The sequence below is a fragment of the Pseudomonas sp. Root329 genome, assembly GCF_001424925.1.
Classification (GTDB): Bacteria; Pseudomonadota; Gammaproteobacteria; order Pseudomonadales; family Pseudomonadaceae; genus Aquipseudomonas; species Aquipseudomonas arabinosi.
Genome location: NZ_LMCV01000001.1, coordinates 158,130 through 176,764, shown reverse-complemented (window position 1 = coordinate 176,764; position 18,635 = coordinate 158,130). Strand labels below are relative to the sequence as shown.

The window sequence follows — 18,635 nt, the reverse complement described above, 5'->3', positions numbered from 1 at the left end:
GACGCGCCACTGGGTTAATGCCCGGACGAATCCTTGTGGTTGTCCAATGTTTCGAGCAACGCTACCTGCATCCGTGTGTGTACGCGGATGAACCAGCGCCAGAGCAGCGCCGCTACAGCGGCCGCGACGACGACGATCAGCACCAGCAACTTGTTGGTCGGCAGAATACTGGCCGACAAGGCTGCCAGCAGCAGGAAAATCACCAGCAGCGAGAGGATCGGGATCACTTCGGCGATCACCCGACGCACTCGCTGCGTGTGGCGGCCGGCCATCTCCGGCTTCACGCCCATCTCCGCCAACAGCATCGAGAGCGCCTTGAGCTTGCGATAGGCAGCGATCAGGAACGGCAGCGACAACAGCAACGCCCCACCCCAAATCAACGCTTTCTGCCAGCTCGGGTCGCTGATCCAGTCTTGCAGGTAAGCGGACATGCGCTCGGCGAAATAAGCGCCCGAGAAGAAGATCGCAATCACCAGCGCCAGATTGACGCCCACCTGCAACAGAATCCGCCGAATCATCGACGCCAACAGCGCGCCCTCGCCCTGAGGCTGGATGCTGCGCAGCCATTCGCCGTACATCCCCAATACCCTGCCCAGTCGCTTCGGCACCACCGCGGCAAGCTTGATCGACAGCGGATCAGCCGCGCGGATCAGGTAAGGCGTCAGCAACGTGGTGATCACCGAGACGGCAACGGCGACCGGGTAAAGGAAGTTGCTGGTGACCTGCAACGTCATGCCCAGCGCCGCGATGATGAAAGAAAATTCGCCAATCTGCGAAAGCCCCATCCCGACGCGAAGTGAGGTACGTCCATCATTGCCAGCGATAAAGGCGCCAAGACCGCAAGACAACATCTTGCCCAGCACCACAGCCACGGTGATCACCGCAATTGGCCACGCGTATTGCAGCAGGATCATCGGATCGAGCATCAGCCCAATGGCGACAAAGAAGATCGCACTGAACAGATCGCGAACCGGTTCGATCAAGCGCTCGATTTTCAACAATTGCCGAGATTCAGCCATGATCGCGCCAATCAGGAAGGCGCCGAGCACCATGCTGTACTCGAGTTTGACCACCAGCAAACAGAAGCCGAAACACAGCCCCAACACGGTGATCAGCAGCATTTCATTGCTTTCGAACTTCGCCACGTAGGCCAGCAATCGCGGCACCAGCAGGATGCCGATGACCAGTGCGACGATCATGAACAGCGAGAGCTTGCCGACCGTGGAAAACACTTCGCCGGAACTGACCGTACCGCTGACCGCGATGCTCGACAGCAAGGCGATGATGCCGATGCCAAGGATGTCTTCAACGATCAGCACGCCGAAAATCAGCTGCGCGAAGCGCTCGTTCTTCATCTTCAGATCGTTGAGTGCCTTGACGATGATGGTGGTTGAGGAAATCGCCAGGATTGCGCCGAGGAACAGCGAGTCCATGGTGTTCCAGTCGAACCAGCGACCGATCTCGTAGCCGATCCAGATCATCAGCACGATTTCCAAGAACGCCGCAATGAAGGCCGTGGCGCCGACCTTGAACAGCTTGCGCAGGCTGAACTCCAGGCCCAGGCAGAACATCAGGAAAATCACCCCGAGTTCGGCGAGGGTCTTGATGGTGTCTTCATCGTGGATCAGGCTGAACGGCGGGGTGTGCGGGCCGATGATGAAGCCGGCGACGATGTAGCCGAGTACCACCGGTTGTTTGAAGCGATGAAACAGCACGGTCACCACACCCGCGATCAACATGATCACTGCCAGATCTTGAATGAAACTGATGGCGTGCATGGTGTGGGGCTCCTTAAAGGGGGACTTTTGGAGGTTAACACCACGACTTCCGCTGCAAAGGCGGTGCAATATATGGAAACAGATCGATCCGGGCGTGACGGCAGCCACCCGTCCGGCGTCCCGATAACTGTTGGTTTGAAAAAGCTGACAAGGCACCCGCAGAGGTGCCGCCCTCCCGAAATTCTGCCTTGAACCGTGAGAACGCTATGGAACCCGGAAACGCACAACTGTCGATGACGGTATTGATGACCCCCGACATGGCCAACTTCTCTGGCAATGTCCACGGCGGTACCTTGCTCAAATACCTCGACGAAGTGGCCTACGCCTGTGCCAGCCGTTATGCCGGCCGCTACGTGGTGACCCTGTCGGTGGACCAGGTGATTTTCCGCGAGCCGATTCATGTCGGCGAACTGGTGACCTTTCTGGCCTCGGTCAATTACACCGGCAACACCTCCATGGAGGTGGGCATCAAGGTAGTGACCGAAAACATCCGCGAGCGCTCGGTGCGCCACACCAACAGCTGCTTCTTCACCATGGTCGCCGTGGATGACGACCGTAAACCGGCTGTTGTCCCGCCACTGCAACCGCAGAACAGCGAAGACAAACGCCGCTTCATGCAGGCCCAGCAACGTCGGCAGATTCGTCAGGAACTGGAAAAGCGTTATCAGGACATCAAGGGCGACGCCTGAGCTGTTCAGTGAGCTTGATATCGTTCGATAGATAGTCTTCGCGAGCAAGCCCGCTCCCACATTTGGCCTCCGTCGTACACAAATTTTGTGCTCACAGGAGATCCCGTGTGGGAGCGGGCTTGCTCGCGAAGGGGTTCAACGCGGAACTCAGAGACTGATCGCCGTCGCTTCGAACCGCACCCGCGGGTGGGCAATCCGGTCCTGAGCCCGCACCAGTTCCAGCTCATAGCTGGAGCAAGCCTGGGTTTCCAGCAGCACTTCATGCACCGCCGACGCAGCGAATTCAAAAGCCGCCACCAGGCTATCGCCCAACAGCACGCGAGCCAGAAACAGTCCAGAGGTCAGGTCGCCGACGCCCACCGGCTGACGCGGGAACGCCAGCAGCGGACGGCGCAGATGCCAGCTGTCTTCGGCCGTCACCAGCAACATCTCGAAAACATCCCCCGGTTTACCGGGATAGTCCAGATGCTTGACCAGCACAGCCTTCGGACCACGCGCCAGCAGCGCTCGCGCCATGGCGAGGCAATCGAACAACGATTGCGGCTTGCGCCCCGAAAAGCTGTCCAGCTCCAGCTGGTTGGGGCACATGAAGTCCGCCACGGCAGCCGCCTCCTCCAGCAGGAAATCGCTGACTTCCGCGGGCACGCTGCACCCCTTCTCCGGATGGCCCATCACCGGGTCACACAGATACAGAGCCTTGGGATTCATCGACTTGATCCGCGCCACACCTGTCAGGATCGCCCGGCCCTGGGCAGCACTGCCAAGATAGCCGGACAACACGGCGTCGCAGTTGCCCAGCTCGCCAATTGCCGCGATGCCTTCGACCAGGTCGGGAATCTGATGCGGCGCCAGCACTTCACCGGCCCACTGGCCGTACTGGGTGTGGTTGGAGAACTGCACCGTATTGAGCGGCCAGACATTCACCCCGACCCGCTGCATCGGGAAAACCGCGGCGCTGTTGCCAGCGTGGCCGAACACCACGTGGGACTGGATGGCGAGCAGATGGGGCGTACGTTTCATGCGGTGAGTTTTCCGTCAAACGATTGAAATTCAAGCCGCGCAGTATGCGACTAAACGCAGCCTGTACGACAGACCGGTGACGCAGTTAAGCTGACACTATCTTGTTGGAGCAACGTGTTGATGCTGACCCTTGGAAATATCTTCGTCCTGATGCTGCTTGCCACCGGTGGCGCGTGGATATGGCACAACCATGGCTTGCGCGAGCGCGCGCTGGAGCGGGTCAAGCTGCATTGCACAAAGCTCGGAATCGAGCTGCTGGACGGCAACGTGGCCTTGAAGAAGATAGCGTTCATTAAAGACGCCAACGGCCGGCGGCGCCTCGCCCGTGTGTATAACTTCGAATTCACCGTAACCGGTGAAAGCCGTCACAACGGCACCATCACCCAGTTCGGCGCCCACAGTGCGCAGATTGAGCTGGCGCCCTACCCGATGCCGTTCGACGACACGCCTGCGGTGACCGATGCAGTGAAACCGCGCGCCGAGGTGATCGAGATGAGCCAGTGGCGGCAAGAACACACTAAATGGCGTCCTTGATTCAAGTCGCGCTCGACCGGCAGTCGGCTAGCTCTCTTTGCAATGAATCAACATCCTGCGGCTCACTGAAAATCAGCTCGATGCGCGAATCACGCCGCCATTCGCTGGGCTGCCAGTCCAGCGCCGAGTTTTCCAGCGCATTTGCCGAAACCCACCCGTCGACGCTGTGGATAACCAGCTTCGCCCGCCGCCAGGCAAGGCTTTCAAGCCAACGACCAACGAGCGTCGCATCGAAAGTCTGACTTGGATGCCAGCGCCATCCAACGCTCCAGCCACCCTCCTGTTCCTGGCTCAAGCAAATTGGCAGCGCAGGATCGGTCCAGATGGCCGGCAACTGCGCCAATCCTTTGGGCGCAACGAAGTTATCCACACCCGCTACAGCCTGAACCCCAAGCCCTGGTAACTCACTCAATGGCAGCGCGGCTTGCTGCGTCCAGTACAACGGACGCGCCGGCAACTGTGCGGCGATTCGCTGGCGATCAGTATCGTCAATATTTTCGGCTTTATTCATCAGCAACAACCCGGCGCTCTTCAGCGCTTCCTGTTGCGCCACCGGCAGCGGTTTGCCGGCAGCAAGTGCCTGGGCGTCCAGCACCAGCACGCAGGGTTGAACAGCCAACACGCCTTGCCACGGCGCCTCACTCAACTGCCGGAGCAATTGCGCCGGATGCCCCAGCCCGGAGGGTTCGATAAACAGCCGATCCGGCCGCGCCTTGCGCAGCAAACGCCCGAGGCCGATCTGAAACGGCGCACCATTCACGCAACACAAACAGCCCCCGGCCACTTCACCCAGTGCGATACCATCGGCATCCCGGGTCAGCAACGCCGCGTCGAGGCCGATCTGACCGAACTCGTTGATCAGCACCGCCCAACGCTCATTCGCCGGCCGTTGCGCCAGCAGGTGCTTGATCAGACTGGTCTTGCCGGCACCCAAGGGGCCAGCAATGACGTGCGTGGGAATATTCTGCAACATGGTTGATGTGTTCTGAGGAGGTAAACGATGCGGTTGATGGGGTTGTCGGTGCTCTTGGCGCTCATGTCCGGTGACGCGCTGGCCCAGGCTTGCGTAGTACATAGCACGGCTGCGCGACTCGACGTGAAAGTCTGCCAGCAGAACCGCAACATCCCGGAAAAGCTATTCGCCGATGGTTTCTGCCAGCCGAACCTTCCTGGCCAGAAAGTCGAAGTGCAGTACGTCGACCAATGCCCCACCGGCGCGTTCGGCGTGTGCAGCAACGCCCAAGTCGCCAATATGCCTTACCGGCAGGATATTCACTATTACGGCGTAGCCACGGATGCGGCGTATTTGAAGCCGTTTTGCGAAGCCCAGAGCCAGGGAACCTGGCTCAAACCGTGAGCCGCTAGCTCAGCCAGTCAAGCGTCAGGATCAGCCGCCGCTCACCGGACGCAAGCTGTGGCGAGCGGTGAATAAGGCCGAAGCCTTCGTTGCCATGCCATTTCTCGCCTTTGAGTAACGCGACTTCGCCGCTAGCGATCTGCTCGATCAGCGGACCGTCCTGGGGTTCGGCTTCGGCTTTGCTCAGTTGTCGGCGATCCATCGCACCTTCCTTCAGCCATTGGCTGCCGATCCCGGAATACGTGGTGATCAACCGCACCGGCACGTGATCCACATGGAAACGCGGGCACATGGCCTTGTCCAGGACCCGCAGGCGCAGGCCGACACGCTTGGCGCCCAGCAAACAGGCGAAAGCACTGACCAGCCAGGCGACGTCGGCGATGAAGCCTTCGTAACCTTCGAGATCACTGAAACCTGAGGCTAATCCATGAAGATTGGGTTTGGTGTCATCGCTGGGCAATTCCAGAACCAGCGACTCGGCCAACGGCTCGTTCAGTGACAGCAGCAAACGCCCGAAATCAGCGATGTGCGCCGGCAGTTGGCGCTGCCAAACGGCGAGGTTTACGCCGTCATCCAGTATTCGGGTCAGCGCTTGCGGCGTCTCACCTTGAACCTGATAAATGATCGGGCGCAGTTTCAGACTGGGTGCCAACATCAGGCTGCCGCCTCTTCATGCCACGGGCCAAATGGATCTGGCAGTAGTCGCCAGCCCTCGATGCCTAACGCCATTTCATCGTCGGTCAGCAGGCAATTGTCGAGTTCGCTGATGAGTTGCGCGAAGTCGATGTTCTGGCCGATGAACACCAGTTCCTGGCGGCAATCGCCAGTGGTTGCGGTCCAGTTTTCCATGATCCCGGCGGTGCTTTCTTCGTCCTGCGGCCACTGGGTTTTCGGCACGAAACGCCACCAGCGTCCGGCGAAACCATGGCGCATCAATCCGCCGGCCTGGGACCAGCTACCGGCGTCCATGTGCTTGCTGGCCAGCCAGAAGAAGCCCTTGGAGCGCAGCAGTTTACCGTTCACCCACGGGCGGTCGATGAAGCTGTAAAAGCGCTGCGGATGAAACGGTCGGCGTGCTCGGTAGGCTGTCGAGGCGATGCCGTATTCCTCGGTTTCGGGCACGTGTTCGCCACGCAGTTCTTGTAACCAGCCCGGCGCCTGGGCGGCCTTCTCGAAGTCGAAACGACCGGTATTGAGGATCTTCTCCAAGGGGATTTCGCCCATGACCATCGGGATGATTTCCGCCTGGGCGTTAAGCCGCTCAAGGATCGCGATCAGCTCCTGGCGTTCGCTGCTGCTGATCAAGTCGATCTTGCTGATCAGAATCACGTCGGCGAATTCGATCTGTTCGATCAACAGGTCGGTGATCGAGCGTTCGTCTTCCTCGCCCAAGGTTTCACCACGGGATGCGAGGCTTTCGGCGGCCTGATAGTCGAGCAGGAAGTTCATGCCATCGACCACGGTGACCATGGTGTCGAGCCGGGCAATGTCGGCCAGGCTCTGCCCGTCTTCATCGCGAAAGGTGAAGGTTTCCGCCACGGGCAGTGGCTCGGAAATGCCGGTGGACTCGATCAATAAATAATCAAAGCGACCCTCCTTGGCGAGTTTGCTCACCTCTTCCAGCAAGTCTTCGCGCAAGGTGCAGCAGATGCAGCCATTGCTCATCTCCACCAGTTTTTCTTCCGCGCGGTTCAGGCTGACATCGCGCTGGACTTCGCCGCCATCGATGTTGATTTCGCTCATATCATTAACGATCACGGCGACGCGCAGGTTGTCGCGATTGCGCAGCACGTAGTTGAGCAGCGTGCTTTTGCCAGCGCCGAGAAAGCCCGACAGGACGGTGACGGGGAGACGATTGGGCATCAGGTATTCCTCACAGAGATGCCCGGTCGCAGTGTCGGGCTTAACTTGATGTTATAGTATAACAACACAATCAAGCCACTCTCCTCTTGTCCACGATGACAAAAGGCACGATGCTCAAGCCCGTTCGGTCCGTGAGAAATCCTATGCGTGTAGCCCTGAAAATAGCGCTGATGAGCGTTTCGCTGCTGGTCGCTGTCGATGCCTGGGCGCAAATCCCGAGCCTGGCCAAATGCACCCGAAGCGCCAATCTGCTGGCCTGCGTGGATGGCGACGGCAACGCCTACAGCGTCAACACCGTCGGAAACACGATCTATCTGCGGGGCTTCGAAGCGGCCGGAAAACGCCATTGGGCGCAGACCAACAGTCGCTACGGGCAACTCACGTTCTTCACTGGGCTCGCTTCCGATGGCGAGGCCTGGGTCGGTTACAACCGCCGCGTCGGCTGGACCACGATCAATCGGTTTTCCAGTTCCGGTGGCGGCAGCGGCAAGTTCACCTGTAGCCGAATTACGGGATGTTAGGCCTGGGATTTCTTCTGCTCTTGCTGCCAAGCGATGTAACTGTTTACCGGCGGATTTTTCTGGAAGTAGCGCTGCAGTCCTTCGAACAAGCCATCGGCTACGGCCTGCTGGTGACGCGCGGTGACCAGTCGCTGACTGTCGCGAGCGTTGGAGATGAAGCCGGTTTCCACCAGGATTGACGGCACGTCCGGCGACTTCAGCACCGCAAATCCCGCTTGCTCCACGCGCTTCTGATGCAGCGTGGTGATGCCCGCCAGACTGCCGAGCACCGTGCTGCCCAACTGCAGACTGGCGGCGAGGGTCGCGTTCATCGACATGTCGAGAATCACCCCGGCGAGCATCGGGTCCTTGTCTTTGAGATTGAGCAGGCTGGTAGCACCCAGCAGGTCTGCGCCGTTCTCTCGTTGCGCCATGAAACGCGCTGTCGCCGAGGTTGCTCCACCCTCGGACAGGCAGTAGACCGAAGCGCCTGACGCGGTGAGACGCGGCGCCGCATCGGCATGCACCGAGATGAACATGTCGGCGTTGTGCTTGCGAGCGATCTCCACACGCTTGCGCAACGGGACGAAGAAGTCGTCGTTGCGCACCAGTTTCACGTCGAAGCCCTTCTCGCGTTTCAGCCGTTTGGCCAATAGCTGGGCGATGGACAGCACCACGTCTTTCTCACGCTCACCTTTGGCGCCGACCGCGCCGGGGTCTTTGCCACCGTGACCAGGGTCGACCACGACGATGATGTCGCGCTTGGGATGAGCCTTGTCGACGGTCGTCTCGGTCGCTGCCGCCATTTGTAACGGCGCAGCCGTCTTCAGATCGAGTACCAGTCGATGGCCCTGACAGTCCTGTGGCGGCAGTAAAAAACTGGCGAGCTGCACCGGACTGCTGAGGTCAAGGACGATCCGTGTATCACCGTGGCCAAATTGTCCGGAGCGGATTGAACGAATCACTGTGTTGCTGAGCGCCAACTGACTGAAGTCGCCACTGAGGTTGGCGCCACTCAGATCGATGATCAGCCGTTCGGGAGCGCTCAGGGAAAACGTCTTGTATTGCACCGGCCCGCTCAGATCGAACACCAATCGCAACTTTTCATCCGAACGCCAGAGCCGCGCATTGCGAATCTGAGTGGCCGAGACGCCAAACGGTAAAGCGAAGGCCGCGCTGGCCAGGATCAGATTGAGCAAGTGACGTCTGTGCATGATGAAAGCCTGTTCATGAAAAAGGCATGGTTGATTTTAATGTAATAACATAACATACAGAATCGACTCCCACGATGGACCTCTGCTCATGAATGCGCTGACTCTGCCGGATATCGCCGCGCAGGCCTCACGCCAAGCCCTGCCACTTGAGTGGGTGGGCATGTGCGGCATTGCTCTTCCTGTTTTGTTCGATGGCCAACGGCTGAGTGCGAAAGCCGACGCCGGCGTTAGCCTTGATGATGGAGAGGCGCGCGGTATTCATATGTCGCGGCTGTACTTGGCGCTGGAAATTCTCGAGCGAGAAAACCTGACGCCCGCCTTGTTGCGGAAAGTTTTGCAAAGTTTTCTCGAGACGCATGAAGGTCTGTCCAACAGCGCGTACTTAAAAATCCACACCGATTTACTGCTCAAAAGACCGGCGCTGGTCAGTCCATTGGCCGGCTGGAAAACCTATCCAGTGAGCATCGAAGCACGTTTGAAAAACGCGATGTTCCACGTGGAACTAAAAATCGACGTGCCTTATTCCTCGACTTGCCCGTGTTCGGCCGCGCTTTCCCGGCAGCTGATTCAGCAGCAATTCATCGATGACTTCGCCAATAAGCCGTTGCAACACGCCGATGTGTTGGCTTGGCTCGGCTCCACAAAAGGCATCGTTGCAACGCCTCACAGCCAACGGAGCAATGCTGAATTGCGGCTTCGACTGGATGACTTCTTGGATGACTTGCCGCTGATCGCGATCATCAACGACGCTGAAGCGGCCCTCGGCACCGCCGTACAAACCGCCGTAAAACGCGCCGACGAACAAGCCTTCGCGCTGGCCAACGGGCAGAACCTGATGTTCTGCGAAGACGCCGCACGACGTTTGAACCTGGCCCTGAAACGCTCCCCCGGCATCAACGCCTTCCACCTACGAGTCGTCCACGCGGAAAGCCTTCACGCCCACGATGCCGTCGCCGAAAGCCGCTGGAATTGGGAGGCCGCATGATTCATTGCCAAGCCTTGCGATGGGGTGCACCCGGCCAACCACTGACTCCACCCGTGGATTTCGAACTGACCAAAGGAAGTCTCACCGCCGTAATCGGTGCGAACGGTTCGGGTAAAAGCAGCCTGCTTAAAGTCATCGCGGGTTTGCAAAAACCGCTGACCGGCAAAGTCATCCTGGATGTTCCACGCAAGGGCAAGCTCTCGTTCCTACCTCAGCAACAACACCTGGATCGCCAATTCCCCATCAGCTTGCAAGAGTTAGTGGCCGCCGGTTTCTGGGGTAGCACGCAGTCTCCCGAGATACGCAGACAACGCCTCAAAGCCGTGCTGGAAAACTGGTGTCTGAGCGAACTGGAACAGCGCCCGTTGATGGCCTTGTCCGGAGGCGAATTACAGCGTGCCCTGCTCGCCCGTTTGAGCCTCGCGGATTCGCCACTGCTATTGCTCGACGAACCCCACGCCGCCCTCGACGAGCTCGGCCAAGCGCTGCTCTGGAAACACATTCACGCCTGGCATGCCGAAGGCCGAACCCAAGTGATCGTGTGCCATGACCTGGCCGCCGTTCGCCAACACATACCTCGAACGTTGCTGATCAAAAGCACCGGCTGCGTCCTCGGGTCGAGCGTTGATCTGATCCACCAACAACCCCATACGCGGGTGGCCTGATGCTCGCGACCGCTCATCTTTGGCAACCGTTCCAAGAGTTCGTGTTCATGCGTCGAGCACTTCTCGGCGGGTTGGTTCTGGCATGCAGCACCGCACCATTGGGCGTGTTTCTGATCCTGCGCCGCATGAGTTTGATCGGCGACGCGGTGGCTCACGGCATTCTGCCGGGGGCCGCATTGGGCTTCTGGTTCGCCGGATTGAGTCTGCCGGCGCTGACCGTCGGCGGCCTCGGTGCCGGTCTCGGCATGGCCGGACTCGCCGCCTGGATCACCCGTAGAACCGGCCTGCGAGAAGACGCCAGCCTCGCCGCGATCTACCCGATCTCCCTCGCCTGCGGTGTGCTGATCCTCGGCATCGCCGGCAAACGTCTGGACCTGTTGCACCTGTTGTTTGGCTCGGCGCTGGCGGTCGATGGCCCGACGTTGACGGGCATGCTCTGGGTCTCCGGCTTCAGCCTGATCGCCATGGCCTTCATCTACAAACCACTGTTGCTGGACACCCTCGACCCACTCTTTCTGCAGACCGTCAGCCGACTCGGCCCCTTGGCTCACGGCGTATTTCTAACCCTGGTGGTGCTGAATCTGGTGATCGGTTTTCAAGCCATCGGCGCGCTGATGGTCGTCGGTTTGATGATGTTGCCCGCCGCCGCTTCTCGCTTCTGGAGTCGTCGCTTACCGACATTGATGGCCATCGCCGCCCTGCTCGGCTGCCTCTCGGTGTGGCTCGGACTCTTGCTGTCGTTCTACTACTCGCTGCCCAGTGGCCCGGCGATCGTGCTGGTGGCTGGCGGTTTGTATCTGCTGTCCGTGGTGTTCGGACCGGTGCACGGTTTGCTGCGCCGCCCGCCTTTGCTCACATCCCAATGAGGTGTTACCCGATGCGCGTTCTACTCGTGCTGTTCAGTTTGCTGCTGTCGATGTCGCTGTCTGCTGCGGAAAAACTTCAGGTAGTCACCAGTTTCAGCATCCTCGCCGACATGACCCATCAAGTCGGCGGCGACCATATCCAGATCACCAACATGGTCGGCCCGGACGCCGATGCTCACACGTACGAGCCGACACCTGACGATGCCAAGGCGTTGCTCAAAGCCAAACTCATCATCAAAAACGGCTTGGGTTTCGAGCCTTGGCTGGACCGTCTGGTGACCAGCACCGAGACCAAAGCGCCGGTGATCAGCGCGAGTCACGGCGTCATCCCGCGCTCCCTGGATGAAGATGGCGAGACGATTCCCGACCCGCATGCCTGGCACAATCTGGCGAACGCTGAGCTGTATATCAGCAACATCACCAAGGCGTTGATCGCCGCCGACCCGACGAATAAAAACGACTACGAACGCAACAGTCAGGCCTACCTGAAACAGATCTACGCGCTGCTTGCCGAAGCCAAGGTCAAACTCGGTTCGCTGCCACCGGGCAATCGCAAAATCGTGACGTCCCATGACGCCTTCGGTTATCTCGGTCAGGCTTATGGCATCGACTTCATGGCCCCTCAAGGTCTGTCCACTGAGCGCGAACCGTCAGCCGCGAAAGTCGCTGCACTGATCACCCAGATTCGCCAGGCCAAGGTCAAAGCCGTGTTCATGGAAAACATCAAGGATGCACGCCTGCTCAAGCAGATTGCCGATGAAAGCGGCGCGAACATCGGTGGCACGTTGTACTCCGATGCGCTCGCAGCTACCGGTCCGGCCAGCACCTTTGTCGGGTTGTTCGAGTACAACCTCAACACTCTGTACAACGCGTTGAGCAAGCCATGATCCGCAAGAATCCTTCCGGTGATTTGCCGGTGATAGCCGAATCTGCCTACGTGGATAAAACCGCCATCATCTGCGGCAAAGTGGTGATCGGCGAGAACGTCTTCGTCGGTCCTTACGCGGTAATTCGGGCCGACGAGGTGGATGCCTCAGGCGAGATGGAACCGATCACCATCGGCGCCAACTCGAACATCCAGGATGGCGTGGTGATCCACTCCAAGTCCGGCGCGGCAGTGACCATCGGCGAGTTCAGTTCCATCGCCCACCGCTCGATCGTTCATGGTCCGTGCAAGGTTGGCGACCGGGTGTTTATCGGGTTCAACAGCGTGCTGTTCAACTGCGCAGTCGGTGACGGTTGCGTGGTGCGCCACAACTCGGTAGTCGACGGTCGCGACTTGCCCGAAGACTTCTACGTGCCCTCCACCACCCGCATCGGCCCGAAGACCGATCTGTCGCAGTTCCCACCGGTGAGCGTCAGCGCCTCGGAGTTTTCCGAAGATGTGGCGCGCACCAACGTCGACCTGGTGCGCGGCTACAAAGCCCTGCAGAACGAGTTCTGACCATGAGCAGCGTGCTGATTCGCAATGCCCGGCTGGTGAATGAAGACCGTGAGTTTGACGGTGATCTGTTGGTGAGCAACGGTCGAATCGTGAAGATCGCCAGCAGCATCCACGGTGAAAATGCCGACGTGGAAATCGATGCACAAGGGCAATGGCTGCTGCCCGGAATGATCGACGACCAAGTGCACTTCCGCGATCCAGGCTCGCCAGACAAGGGCAGCTTCTACACCGAATCGCGGGCGGCGGTGGCCGGTGGCATCACCAGCTTCATGGACATGCCCAACACTAATCCGGCGACCCTGACCCTCAGCGCACTGGCCGACAAAAAGCGTCGAGCGGCGATCAACTCAGTCGCCAATTACGGCTTTCATTTCGGCGTGAGCAACGACAATCTCGACACCGTCGCCGCGCTGAATCCCTGTGAAGTAGCCGGCGTCAAAGTGTTCATGGGCGCTTCCACCGGCAACATGCTGGTCGATGACCCACAGATTCTGGAGCGGCTATTCGCCGAGGTGCCGACCCTTTTGTTGGCCCACTGCGAACACACGCCCAGCATCGACGCCAATGCCGCGAACCTGCGTGACTTGTTCGGTGAACACATTCCTGCTGCGGCCCACCCGCTGATCCGTAACGCCGAGGCCTGCTTTCGCTCTTCCTCCATGGCCGTGGACCTGGCCAGGCGTCACGGCACCCGACTGCATGTTCTGCACCTGACCACCGCCCGCGAACTGGCGTTGTTCGAGGACAAGCCGCTGGCCCAGAAACGCATCACCGCCGAAGTCTGCCTGCACCACTTGCTGTTCGATGACCGGGATTACCCGACCCTCGGCAACCTGATCAAGTGCAACCCGGCGATCAAAACCCAGTCCGACCGCGACGCCTTGCGCGAAGCATTGCTGAGCCATAGGCTCGACGTGATCGGCAGCGATCATGCGCCCCACACCTGGGCCGAAAAACAGCGGCCGTACAGTCAGGCACCTTCCGGTTTGCCGTTGGTGCAACACGCCCTGCCCGCGTTGCTGGAACTGGTCGCGGATGAAGTGTTGCCGATCACTACACTCGTGGCCAAGACCAGTCACCGGGTCGCCGATCTGTTCGCCATTCCCGACCGCGGTTATCTGCGCGAAGGCTATTGGGCCGACCTCGTTCTGATCAAACCGGAACCCGGTGGTGTCGCCGTTTCCCAGCAGCCGATCCTGTCTCAATGCGGCTGGACGCCTTTTGCCCGACAGCGATTCCGGCACAGCGTCAGCACCACGATCGTGTCGGGGCAAATTGCCTGGCACGACAAACGTCTTAATGACAACTGCCTGGGTTTACCACTACGGTTTATGCGCTAGCACTCGAGAGCACCGACATGATTCATATCACCCTGAGCGATGGTTCATTGCGTGAATACGACCAGCCACTGTCGGTGTACGAACTCGCCGCGAGTATCGGACCCGGGCTGGCAAAAGCGGCGGTGGCCGGCCGAGTGGACGGCATCCTGGTGGACTGTGAGTTCATGATCGAGGCCGATGCCCGGGTCAGTATCGTCACGCCTCAAGAGCCCGATGGGCTGGAGATCCTGCGACGCTCCTGTGCACTGATGCTGGCCATGGCCGTTAAACAACTCCATCCACAGGTGCAATTGCACTCAGGAACGGCGCTGGGCGACGGGTTCTTTCATGAGTTTTCTGTCGAGCGATCCTTAACGCAGGCAGACCTGCCACTGATCGAAGCCCGCATGCAGGCTCTGGCGGCGACCAATCACTCAATTCGCCGTCAAGGAAAGACACCGCTGTACCGCCTGGGGAACTTCGAGTCTACGACCGCTGGCCCGCATGTCCCCGCGACCAGAGTGCTGCAAGCGTTCACCCTCGACCACATCAGCGATACGTTGCCGCAACGGATTTACGGTACGTGCTGGTCCTGCCAACAAGAGCTCGATAACTGGCGGACGCCGCCACACGTCATGATCGTCAGCATGGACCAACGTCAGGCGGATTACGCGCAGTCGGTAACCGAGGCATTGCGCAGAAGTGGCGTGCGCGCCCGCGCGGATCTGCGTCACGAGAAAGTCCGCCAAAAGATTCGCGAGCACAGTCTGCACGTGCCGTATCTGGTGGTGATCGGGGAGAAAGAAAAAGAAGGCGGGTTTGTCAGTGTGCGCAGCCGCACTGGAGAGGATTTCGGCAGGATGAGCGTTGAAACGGTGTGTGAGTGGTTGAATCAGGCCCGCTCCCACACAGTCATGTAGGGCGCGGGCCTGCTGGCGGGCTTTTAAGCTCTCGGCTTGACGGTCCCGCAATCCTGCCCCAACCACACGGCGCGGCTTTCGAGGCTACCCTTCTGCTGAATACCGGTAGCATTGAACGTGCCGTTAACCTTGGTGGTGAACTCACGATCACTGAGGAACGTGGCGACACCGGCGCCCTGCGCTTTCGGACAGCTGAAGCGGAATTTCCACTGATTCCCGGTGCGGTCGGTGATTTCCTGCTTGCAGCCCGACTGTGGATCGGTCAGCGGAATATTGTCGGTCTTCACCTGCTCCGGAGTCAGACAAGCCCGAATCCCTTTGCCGCCCATGGTGATGCCCTGCTTTTCGAGCTGCGCGCGCTGTTGAGGGGTCATCTGGCTCTGTAACTGGCCAAGGATCAGCTGCAAATCCGGGAGATTCTGGTCATCGACCTTCATGTTGCTTGTGGTCATTTCCCACAAACCGGGTTGCAACATCTGCGCCTGAGCGGCCACAGGAAGTGACAAACCAATAGCCATGGCCAAACCCAGAAGACGAACGTTCATCGAGTAACTCCTGATCAGTAGTGGCCGTTAGACGTCAGCCAGTGGCTTCGGTTCATGGGCCAATTAAATAGCGACATTCTGCACGGAACATGGTCTGTTAAGCATTGAATCTTCAGGAGCAAGGCTGCCCCCATGGATTACTTTGGACCGCATATTTTCGGCTACATGATTGCACTGCTACATACGCTGGGCCTGATCGCTGCCATCCACGCCGTGCTCACCGTCCGGACCGCCCAGGGATCGATCGCCTGGGCCCTGTCATTGCTGTTTATTCCCTACCTCACGCTCATCCCCTACCTGGTCTTCGGCCGCAGTACCTTCGATGGCTACATCAAGGCTCGGCGCCAGGCCAACGAAGAAATGCGCAAGGCTATCTCCGAGCTCAACTGGCGCCCTTGGGTAGAAGAGGCGCTGACCGCTCGCGCCTCAAATGCTTACGCGTCCTTGAGGGCCATGCCGAAACTGGGGCGCATGCCGTGCCTGGCGAACAACGAAGTGCGTTTGCTGATCGACGGCCAGGCCACCTTCAACGCCATTTTTGAAGCCATCAGCAACGCGAAAGAAGCGGTGCTGATTCAGTTTTTCATCATCCACGACGATCGCCTCGGCCAACGCCTGCAAACTTTGCTACTGCAGAAAGCCGCCGAAGGCGTGGCGGTTTATTTATTGTACGACCGCATCGGCAGCCATTCCCTGCCTCACAGTTACGTGCAACCGTTACGCGATGCTGGCGTCGAGGTCAAAGCCTTTGCCACCCGCAGCGGCTGGCTCAACCGCTTCCAGGTCAACTTCCGCAACCACCGCAAGATTGTGGTGGTCGATGGAGTACTGGGTTTCGTCGGAGGGCATAACGTCGGCGACGAGTACATGGGCGAGAAACCACCCCTCGCGCCGTGGCGCGATACCCATGTGCAAGTACGCGGGCCGGTGGTGGCCTGCATGCAGGAATCGTTTGCTGAAGACTGGTTTTGGGCCGCCCGTTCATTGCCGCCGCTGATCCTGCCGGACGCTTACCCGGACGACGGCGTGCTCTGCCAATTGCTCGCCAGCGGTCCGGCGGATTCCTACGAAACCTGTTCGTTATTCTTCGTCGAGGCCATCCATGCGGCAACCGAGCGGGTGTGGATCACCAGCCCGTATTTCATCCCCGACGAAGCCGTGTTCGCGGCATTAAGGCTGGCGGTTCTGCGAGGTGTGGATGTGCGGCTGCTGCTGCCCTCACGACCGGACCACCGAATCGTCTACGCCGCCTCCAGCCTGTATGCCTTCGAAGCCGTGCGCGCTGGCGTGCGGGTGTTCCGCTACGAGCCGGGATTCCTGCATCAGAAAGTGGTGTTGATCGACAGCGAAATCAGCGCCATTGGCAGTGCCAATCTGGACAACCGCTCGTTCCGGCTGAATTTTGAAGTGATGTTGTTGACGGTCGACAGCGCGTTTGCCGCCGAAGTAGAACAGATGCTCAACGATGACTTCGCCCAGGCTCACGAGATCGCCAAAGAAGAAAGCCGGGAGACCCGCCGCCTGCAACAGGTCGGCATGCGGGTCGCCCGGCTTATTTCACCGATACTTTAAGGGTTGTAGATATCGTCTCGCGTCCATGGCAGCTCATGGCTGCCATCGGGGTGGGCTTTCACCGCCAGGATCTGGTGCAGATTGATCCAACCCTTGGCGAACGCGTAAGCGCATCCCGCCAGGTACAGCCGCCAGATCCGTAAGGCCTGCTCTGGCACCAGCCTGGAAGCCGCTTCCAGATTGTCTTCCAGGCGTTCGCTCCAGTGGTCCAGGGTACGCGCGTAGTGCAGGCGCAGACTCTCGACGTCGACGATCTCCAGCCCAGCTTCACTGATCTCGGCGGAGATCATCGACAGATGCGGCAGCTCGCCATTGGGGAACACATATTTCTCGATGAATTCGCCGGCACCGCGCCCCACCGGACGGCCGTCGATGTGTTTGGCGGTGATCCCGTGGTTCATCACCAGCCCGCCCTCTTTCACCGCACCGAACAAGGTCTTGCAGTACTCGGCCAGATTGGCGTGGCCAACGTGTTCGAACATGCCGACACTGACCACTTTGTCGAAGCGACCGTCCTGAGGCAGGTCGCGGTAGTCGAGCAGTTGCAGTTCGACCAGATCGTCCAGGCCTTCGGCAGTCACCCGTTCACGGGCAAGTGCCAGTTGCTCTTTACTGAGTGTGATCCCGAACACCTTCGCGCCAAACTCCCGAGCCGCATACCGTGCCAGTCCGCCCCAACCACAGCCGACATCCAGCAGATATTCCCCTGGTTGCAGCCGCAGCTTGCGGCACAGGTGGCGGAATTTGGCTTGTTGGGCCTGTTCAAGGGTTTCACTGCCGGTCTCGAAATAGGCGCAGGAATACGCCATGTCACTGTCGAGCCACAGCTGATAAAACGCATTGGAAAGGTCGTAGTGGTAGGAAATCGCCTTGGCGTCGGCTTCTTTGTCGTGAGCGGTGCGCACTGGCTGACTGTCTTGATCGCCGAGCAACGCCTGGCTCCACTCATCGCAGACGCGGATCACGTCGCTGATGGAGCCTTCCAGCTCAAGTTTACCTTCGACAAACGCCGCTCCGAGCGCGTCCAGGCTTGGGTGAGTGAACTGGGTAACCATTTGTGGGTCCTTGACCACAATAGTGACGCTGGGCGTCGGCCCCAGGTTGAATTCATGGCCGTCCCAGAGTCGCAGGCGTAGCGGTAACTGCAGATTCTGTAAGGCCGGGGGAAGGTGCGCGAGCATGGATAGACCCTCTTGTTTCAGACGTCTGATGTGAGGGTAGACCATCCTTGAAAAATAGCTGGCTATCGAATTAATAGCCCTTTTCTATGATTCGTAACGCTCGAACCCACCGTCGCGAATTCACAAAAGTGATTGCCCTCACCTAGATGACTACGAATTCGTCGTACAGTTCTGAAAACTTGA

At 59.3% G+C, this 18,635-nt stretch carries 20 protein-coding genes; 12 read left to right on the top strand and 8 right to left on the bottom strand.

The features are described from left to right. Positions 1–14 precede the first annotated feature (14 nt). Positions 15–1,778, bottom strand: a complete 1,764-nt coding sequence (locus ASC74_RS00835; protein WP_056738574.1) for a cation:proton antiporter — start codon at positions 1,776–1,778, stop codon at positions 15–17. A 206-nt stretch (positions 1,779–1,984) separates the two neighbouring features. Between ASC74_RS00835 and ASC74_RS00830 the strand changes: the two genes are divergently transcribed. Beyond that, entirely contained in the window at positions 1,985–2,467 is a 483-nt protein-coding gene (locus tag ASC74_RS00830; protein ID WP_008156660.1) for an acyl-CoA thioesterase, read from the top strand. 147 nt (positions 2,468–2,614) lie between these two features. On the opposite strand, the gene pdxY is transcribed toward ASC74_RS00830, so the two are convergent. Further along, the gene (pdxY, locus tag ASC74_RS00825) at positions 2,615–3,487 is read right to left on the bottom strand and encodes a pyridoxal kinase PdxY (RefSeq protein WP_033059627.1); all 873 of its coding nucleotides are present in this window, start codon (positions 3,485–3,487) and stop codon (positions 2,615–2,617) included. 120 nt (positions 3,488–3,607) lie between these two features. Here pdxY and ASC74_RS00820 point away from each other — a divergent pair, with 120 nt between their 5' ends. After that, positions 3,608–4,021, top strand: a complete 414-nt coding sequence (locus ASC74_RS00820; protein WP_056738572.1) for a DUF3301 domain-containing protein — start codon at positions 3,608–3,610, stop codon at positions 4,019–4,021. Between the two features lies 1 nt (position 4,022). Here the strand turns inward: ASC74_RS00820 and ASC74_RS00815 are convergent, their stop codons facing one another. Continuing rightward, a complete protein-coding gene (locus ASC74_RS00815; protein WP_056738570.1) occupies positions 4,023–4,994 on the bottom strand; it encodes a CobW family GTP-binding protein in 972 nt (323 codons plus the stop codon). A 27-nt stretch (positions 4,995–5,021) separates the two neighbouring features. Between ASC74_RS00815 and ASC74_RS00810 the strand changes: the two genes are divergently transcribed. Then, positions 5,022–5,378 carry a hypothetical protein gene (locus ASC74_RS00810; protein ID WP_046044962.1) on the top strand — a complete coding sequence of 119 codons (357 nt, stop codon included), beginning with the start codon at positions 5,022–5,024 and terminating at the stop codon, positions 5,376–5,378. A 4-nt stretch (positions 5,379–5,382) separates the two neighbouring features. Here ASC74_RS00810 and ASC74_RS00805 read toward each other — a convergent pair whose 3' ends face one another. Together ASC74_RS00805 and zigA are read right to left on the bottom strand one after the other, a co-directional pair. Further along, positions 5,383–6,033 (bottom strand): DUF1826 domain-containing protein, encoded by a 651-nt coding sequence (locus tag ASC74_RS00805; protein ID WP_056738568.1) that lies wholly within the window; start codon positions 6,031–6,033, stop codon positions 5,383–5,385. Then, positions 6,033–7,241 (bottom strand): zinc metallochaperone GTPase ZigA, encoded by a 1,209-nt coding sequence (zigA, locus tag ASC74_RS00800; protein ID WP_056738565.1) that lies wholly within the window; start codon positions 7,239–7,241, stop codon positions 6,033–6,035. The genes ASC74_RS00805 and zigA overlap by 1 nt, the downstream gene beginning before the upstream one ends. Positions 7,242–7,384: 143 nt before the next feature. Here zigA and ASC74_RS00795 point away from each other — a divergent pair, with 143 nt between their 5' ends. Further along, positions 7,385–7,762 (top strand): hypothetical protein, encoded by a 378-nt coding sequence (locus tag ASC74_RS00795; protein WP_056738563.1) that lies wholly within the window; start codon positions 7,385–7,387, stop codon positions 7,760–7,762. On the opposite strand, the gene ASC74_RS00790 is transcribed toward ASC74_RS00795, so the two are convergent. Then, a complete protein-coding gene (locus ASC74_RS00790) occupies positions 7,759–8,955 on the bottom strand; it encodes an N-acetylmuramoyl-L-alanine amidase (protein WP_056738561.1) in 1,197 nt (398 codons plus the stop codon). The two genes, ASC74_RS00795 and ASC74_RS00790, sit on opposite strands and share 4 nt — an antisense overlap. A gap of 88 nt (positions 8,956–9,043) precedes the next feature. Here ASC74_RS00790 and folE2 point away from each other — a divergent pair, with 88 nt between their 5' ends. The 7 genes from folE2 to ASC74_RS00755 are packed head-to-tail and all read left to right on the top strand — an operon-like array spanning position 9,044 to position 15,154. Then, entirely contained in the window at positions 9,044–9,940 is an 897-nt protein-coding gene (gene folE2, locus ASC74_RS00785; protein ID WP_056738559.1) for a GTP cyclohydrolase FolE2, read from the top strand. Continuing rightward, positions 9,937–10,605, top strand: coding sequence for a metal ABC transporter ATP-binding protein (locus tag ASC74_RS00780; protein ID WP_056738556.1), 669 nt, complete (start codon positions 9,937–9,939; stop codon positions 10,603–10,605). Before folE2 ends, ASC74_RS00780 begins: the two co-directional genes overlap by 4 nt. Continuing rightward, positions 10,605–11,471, top strand: coding sequence for a metal ABC transporter permease (locus ASC74_RS00775; RefSeq protein ID WP_056738554.1), 867 nt, complete (start codon positions 10,605–10,607; stop codon positions 11,469–11,471). The genes ASC74_RS00780 and ASC74_RS00775 overlap by 1 nt, the downstream gene beginning before the upstream one ends. A gap of 11 nt (positions 11,472–11,482) precedes the next feature. Next, positions 11,483–12,358 carry a metal ABC transporter substrate-binding protein gene (locus tag ASC74_RS00770; protein WP_056738552.1) on the top strand — a complete coding sequence of 292 codons (876 nt, stop codon included), beginning with the start codon at positions 11,483–11,485 and terminating at the stop codon, positions 12,356–12,358. Next, entirely contained in the window at positions 12,355–12,915 is a 561-nt protein-coding gene (locus ASC74_RS00765) for a gamma carbonic anhydrase family protein (RefSeq protein WP_056738548.1), read from the top strand. The genes ASC74_RS00770 and ASC74_RS00765 overlap by 4 nt, the downstream gene beginning before the upstream one ends. 2 nt (positions 12,916–12,917) lie before the next feature. Next, on the top strand, positions 12,918–14,255 hold the full coding sequence (locus tag ASC74_RS00760) for a dihydroorotase (protein WP_056738547.1): 1,338 nt from the start codon (positions 12,918–12,920) through the stop codon (positions 14,253–14,255). A 17-nt stretch (positions 14,256–14,272) separates the two neighbouring features. Beyond that, a complete protein-coding gene (locus ASC74_RS00755; protein ID WP_056738545.1) occupies positions 14,273–15,154 on the top strand; it encodes a His/Gly/Thr/Pro-type tRNA ligase C-terminal domain-containing protein in 882 nt (293 codons plus the stop codon). A 23-nt stretch (positions 15,155–15,177) separates the two neighbouring features. Here ASC74_RS00755 and ASC74_RS00750 read toward each other — a convergent pair whose 3' ends face one another. Next, positions 15,178–15,699, bottom strand: coding sequence for a DUF3617 domain-containing protein (locus tag ASC74_RS00750; protein WP_056738543.1), 522 nt, complete (start codon positions 15,697–15,699; stop codon positions 15,178–15,180). 132 nt (positions 15,700–15,831) lie between these two features. Between ASC74_RS00750 and cls the strand changes: the two genes are divergently transcribed. Next, positions 15,832–17,271 (top strand): cardiolipin synthase, encoded by a 1,440-nt coding sequence (gene cls, locus ASC74_RS00745; RefSeq protein WP_056738541.1) that lies wholly within the window; start codon positions 15,832–15,834, stop codon positions 17,269–17,271. Here cls and cfaB read toward each other — a convergent pair. Further along, positions 17,268–18,452, bottom strand: a complete 1,185-nt coding sequence (gene cfaB / locus ASC74_RS00740; protein WP_056738539.1) for a C17 cyclopropane fatty acid synthase CfaB — start codon at positions 18,450–18,452, stop codon at positions 17,268–17,270. The two genes, cls and cfaB, sit on opposite strands and share 4 nt — an antisense overlap. Positions 18,453–18,635 lie beyond the last annotated feature (183 nt).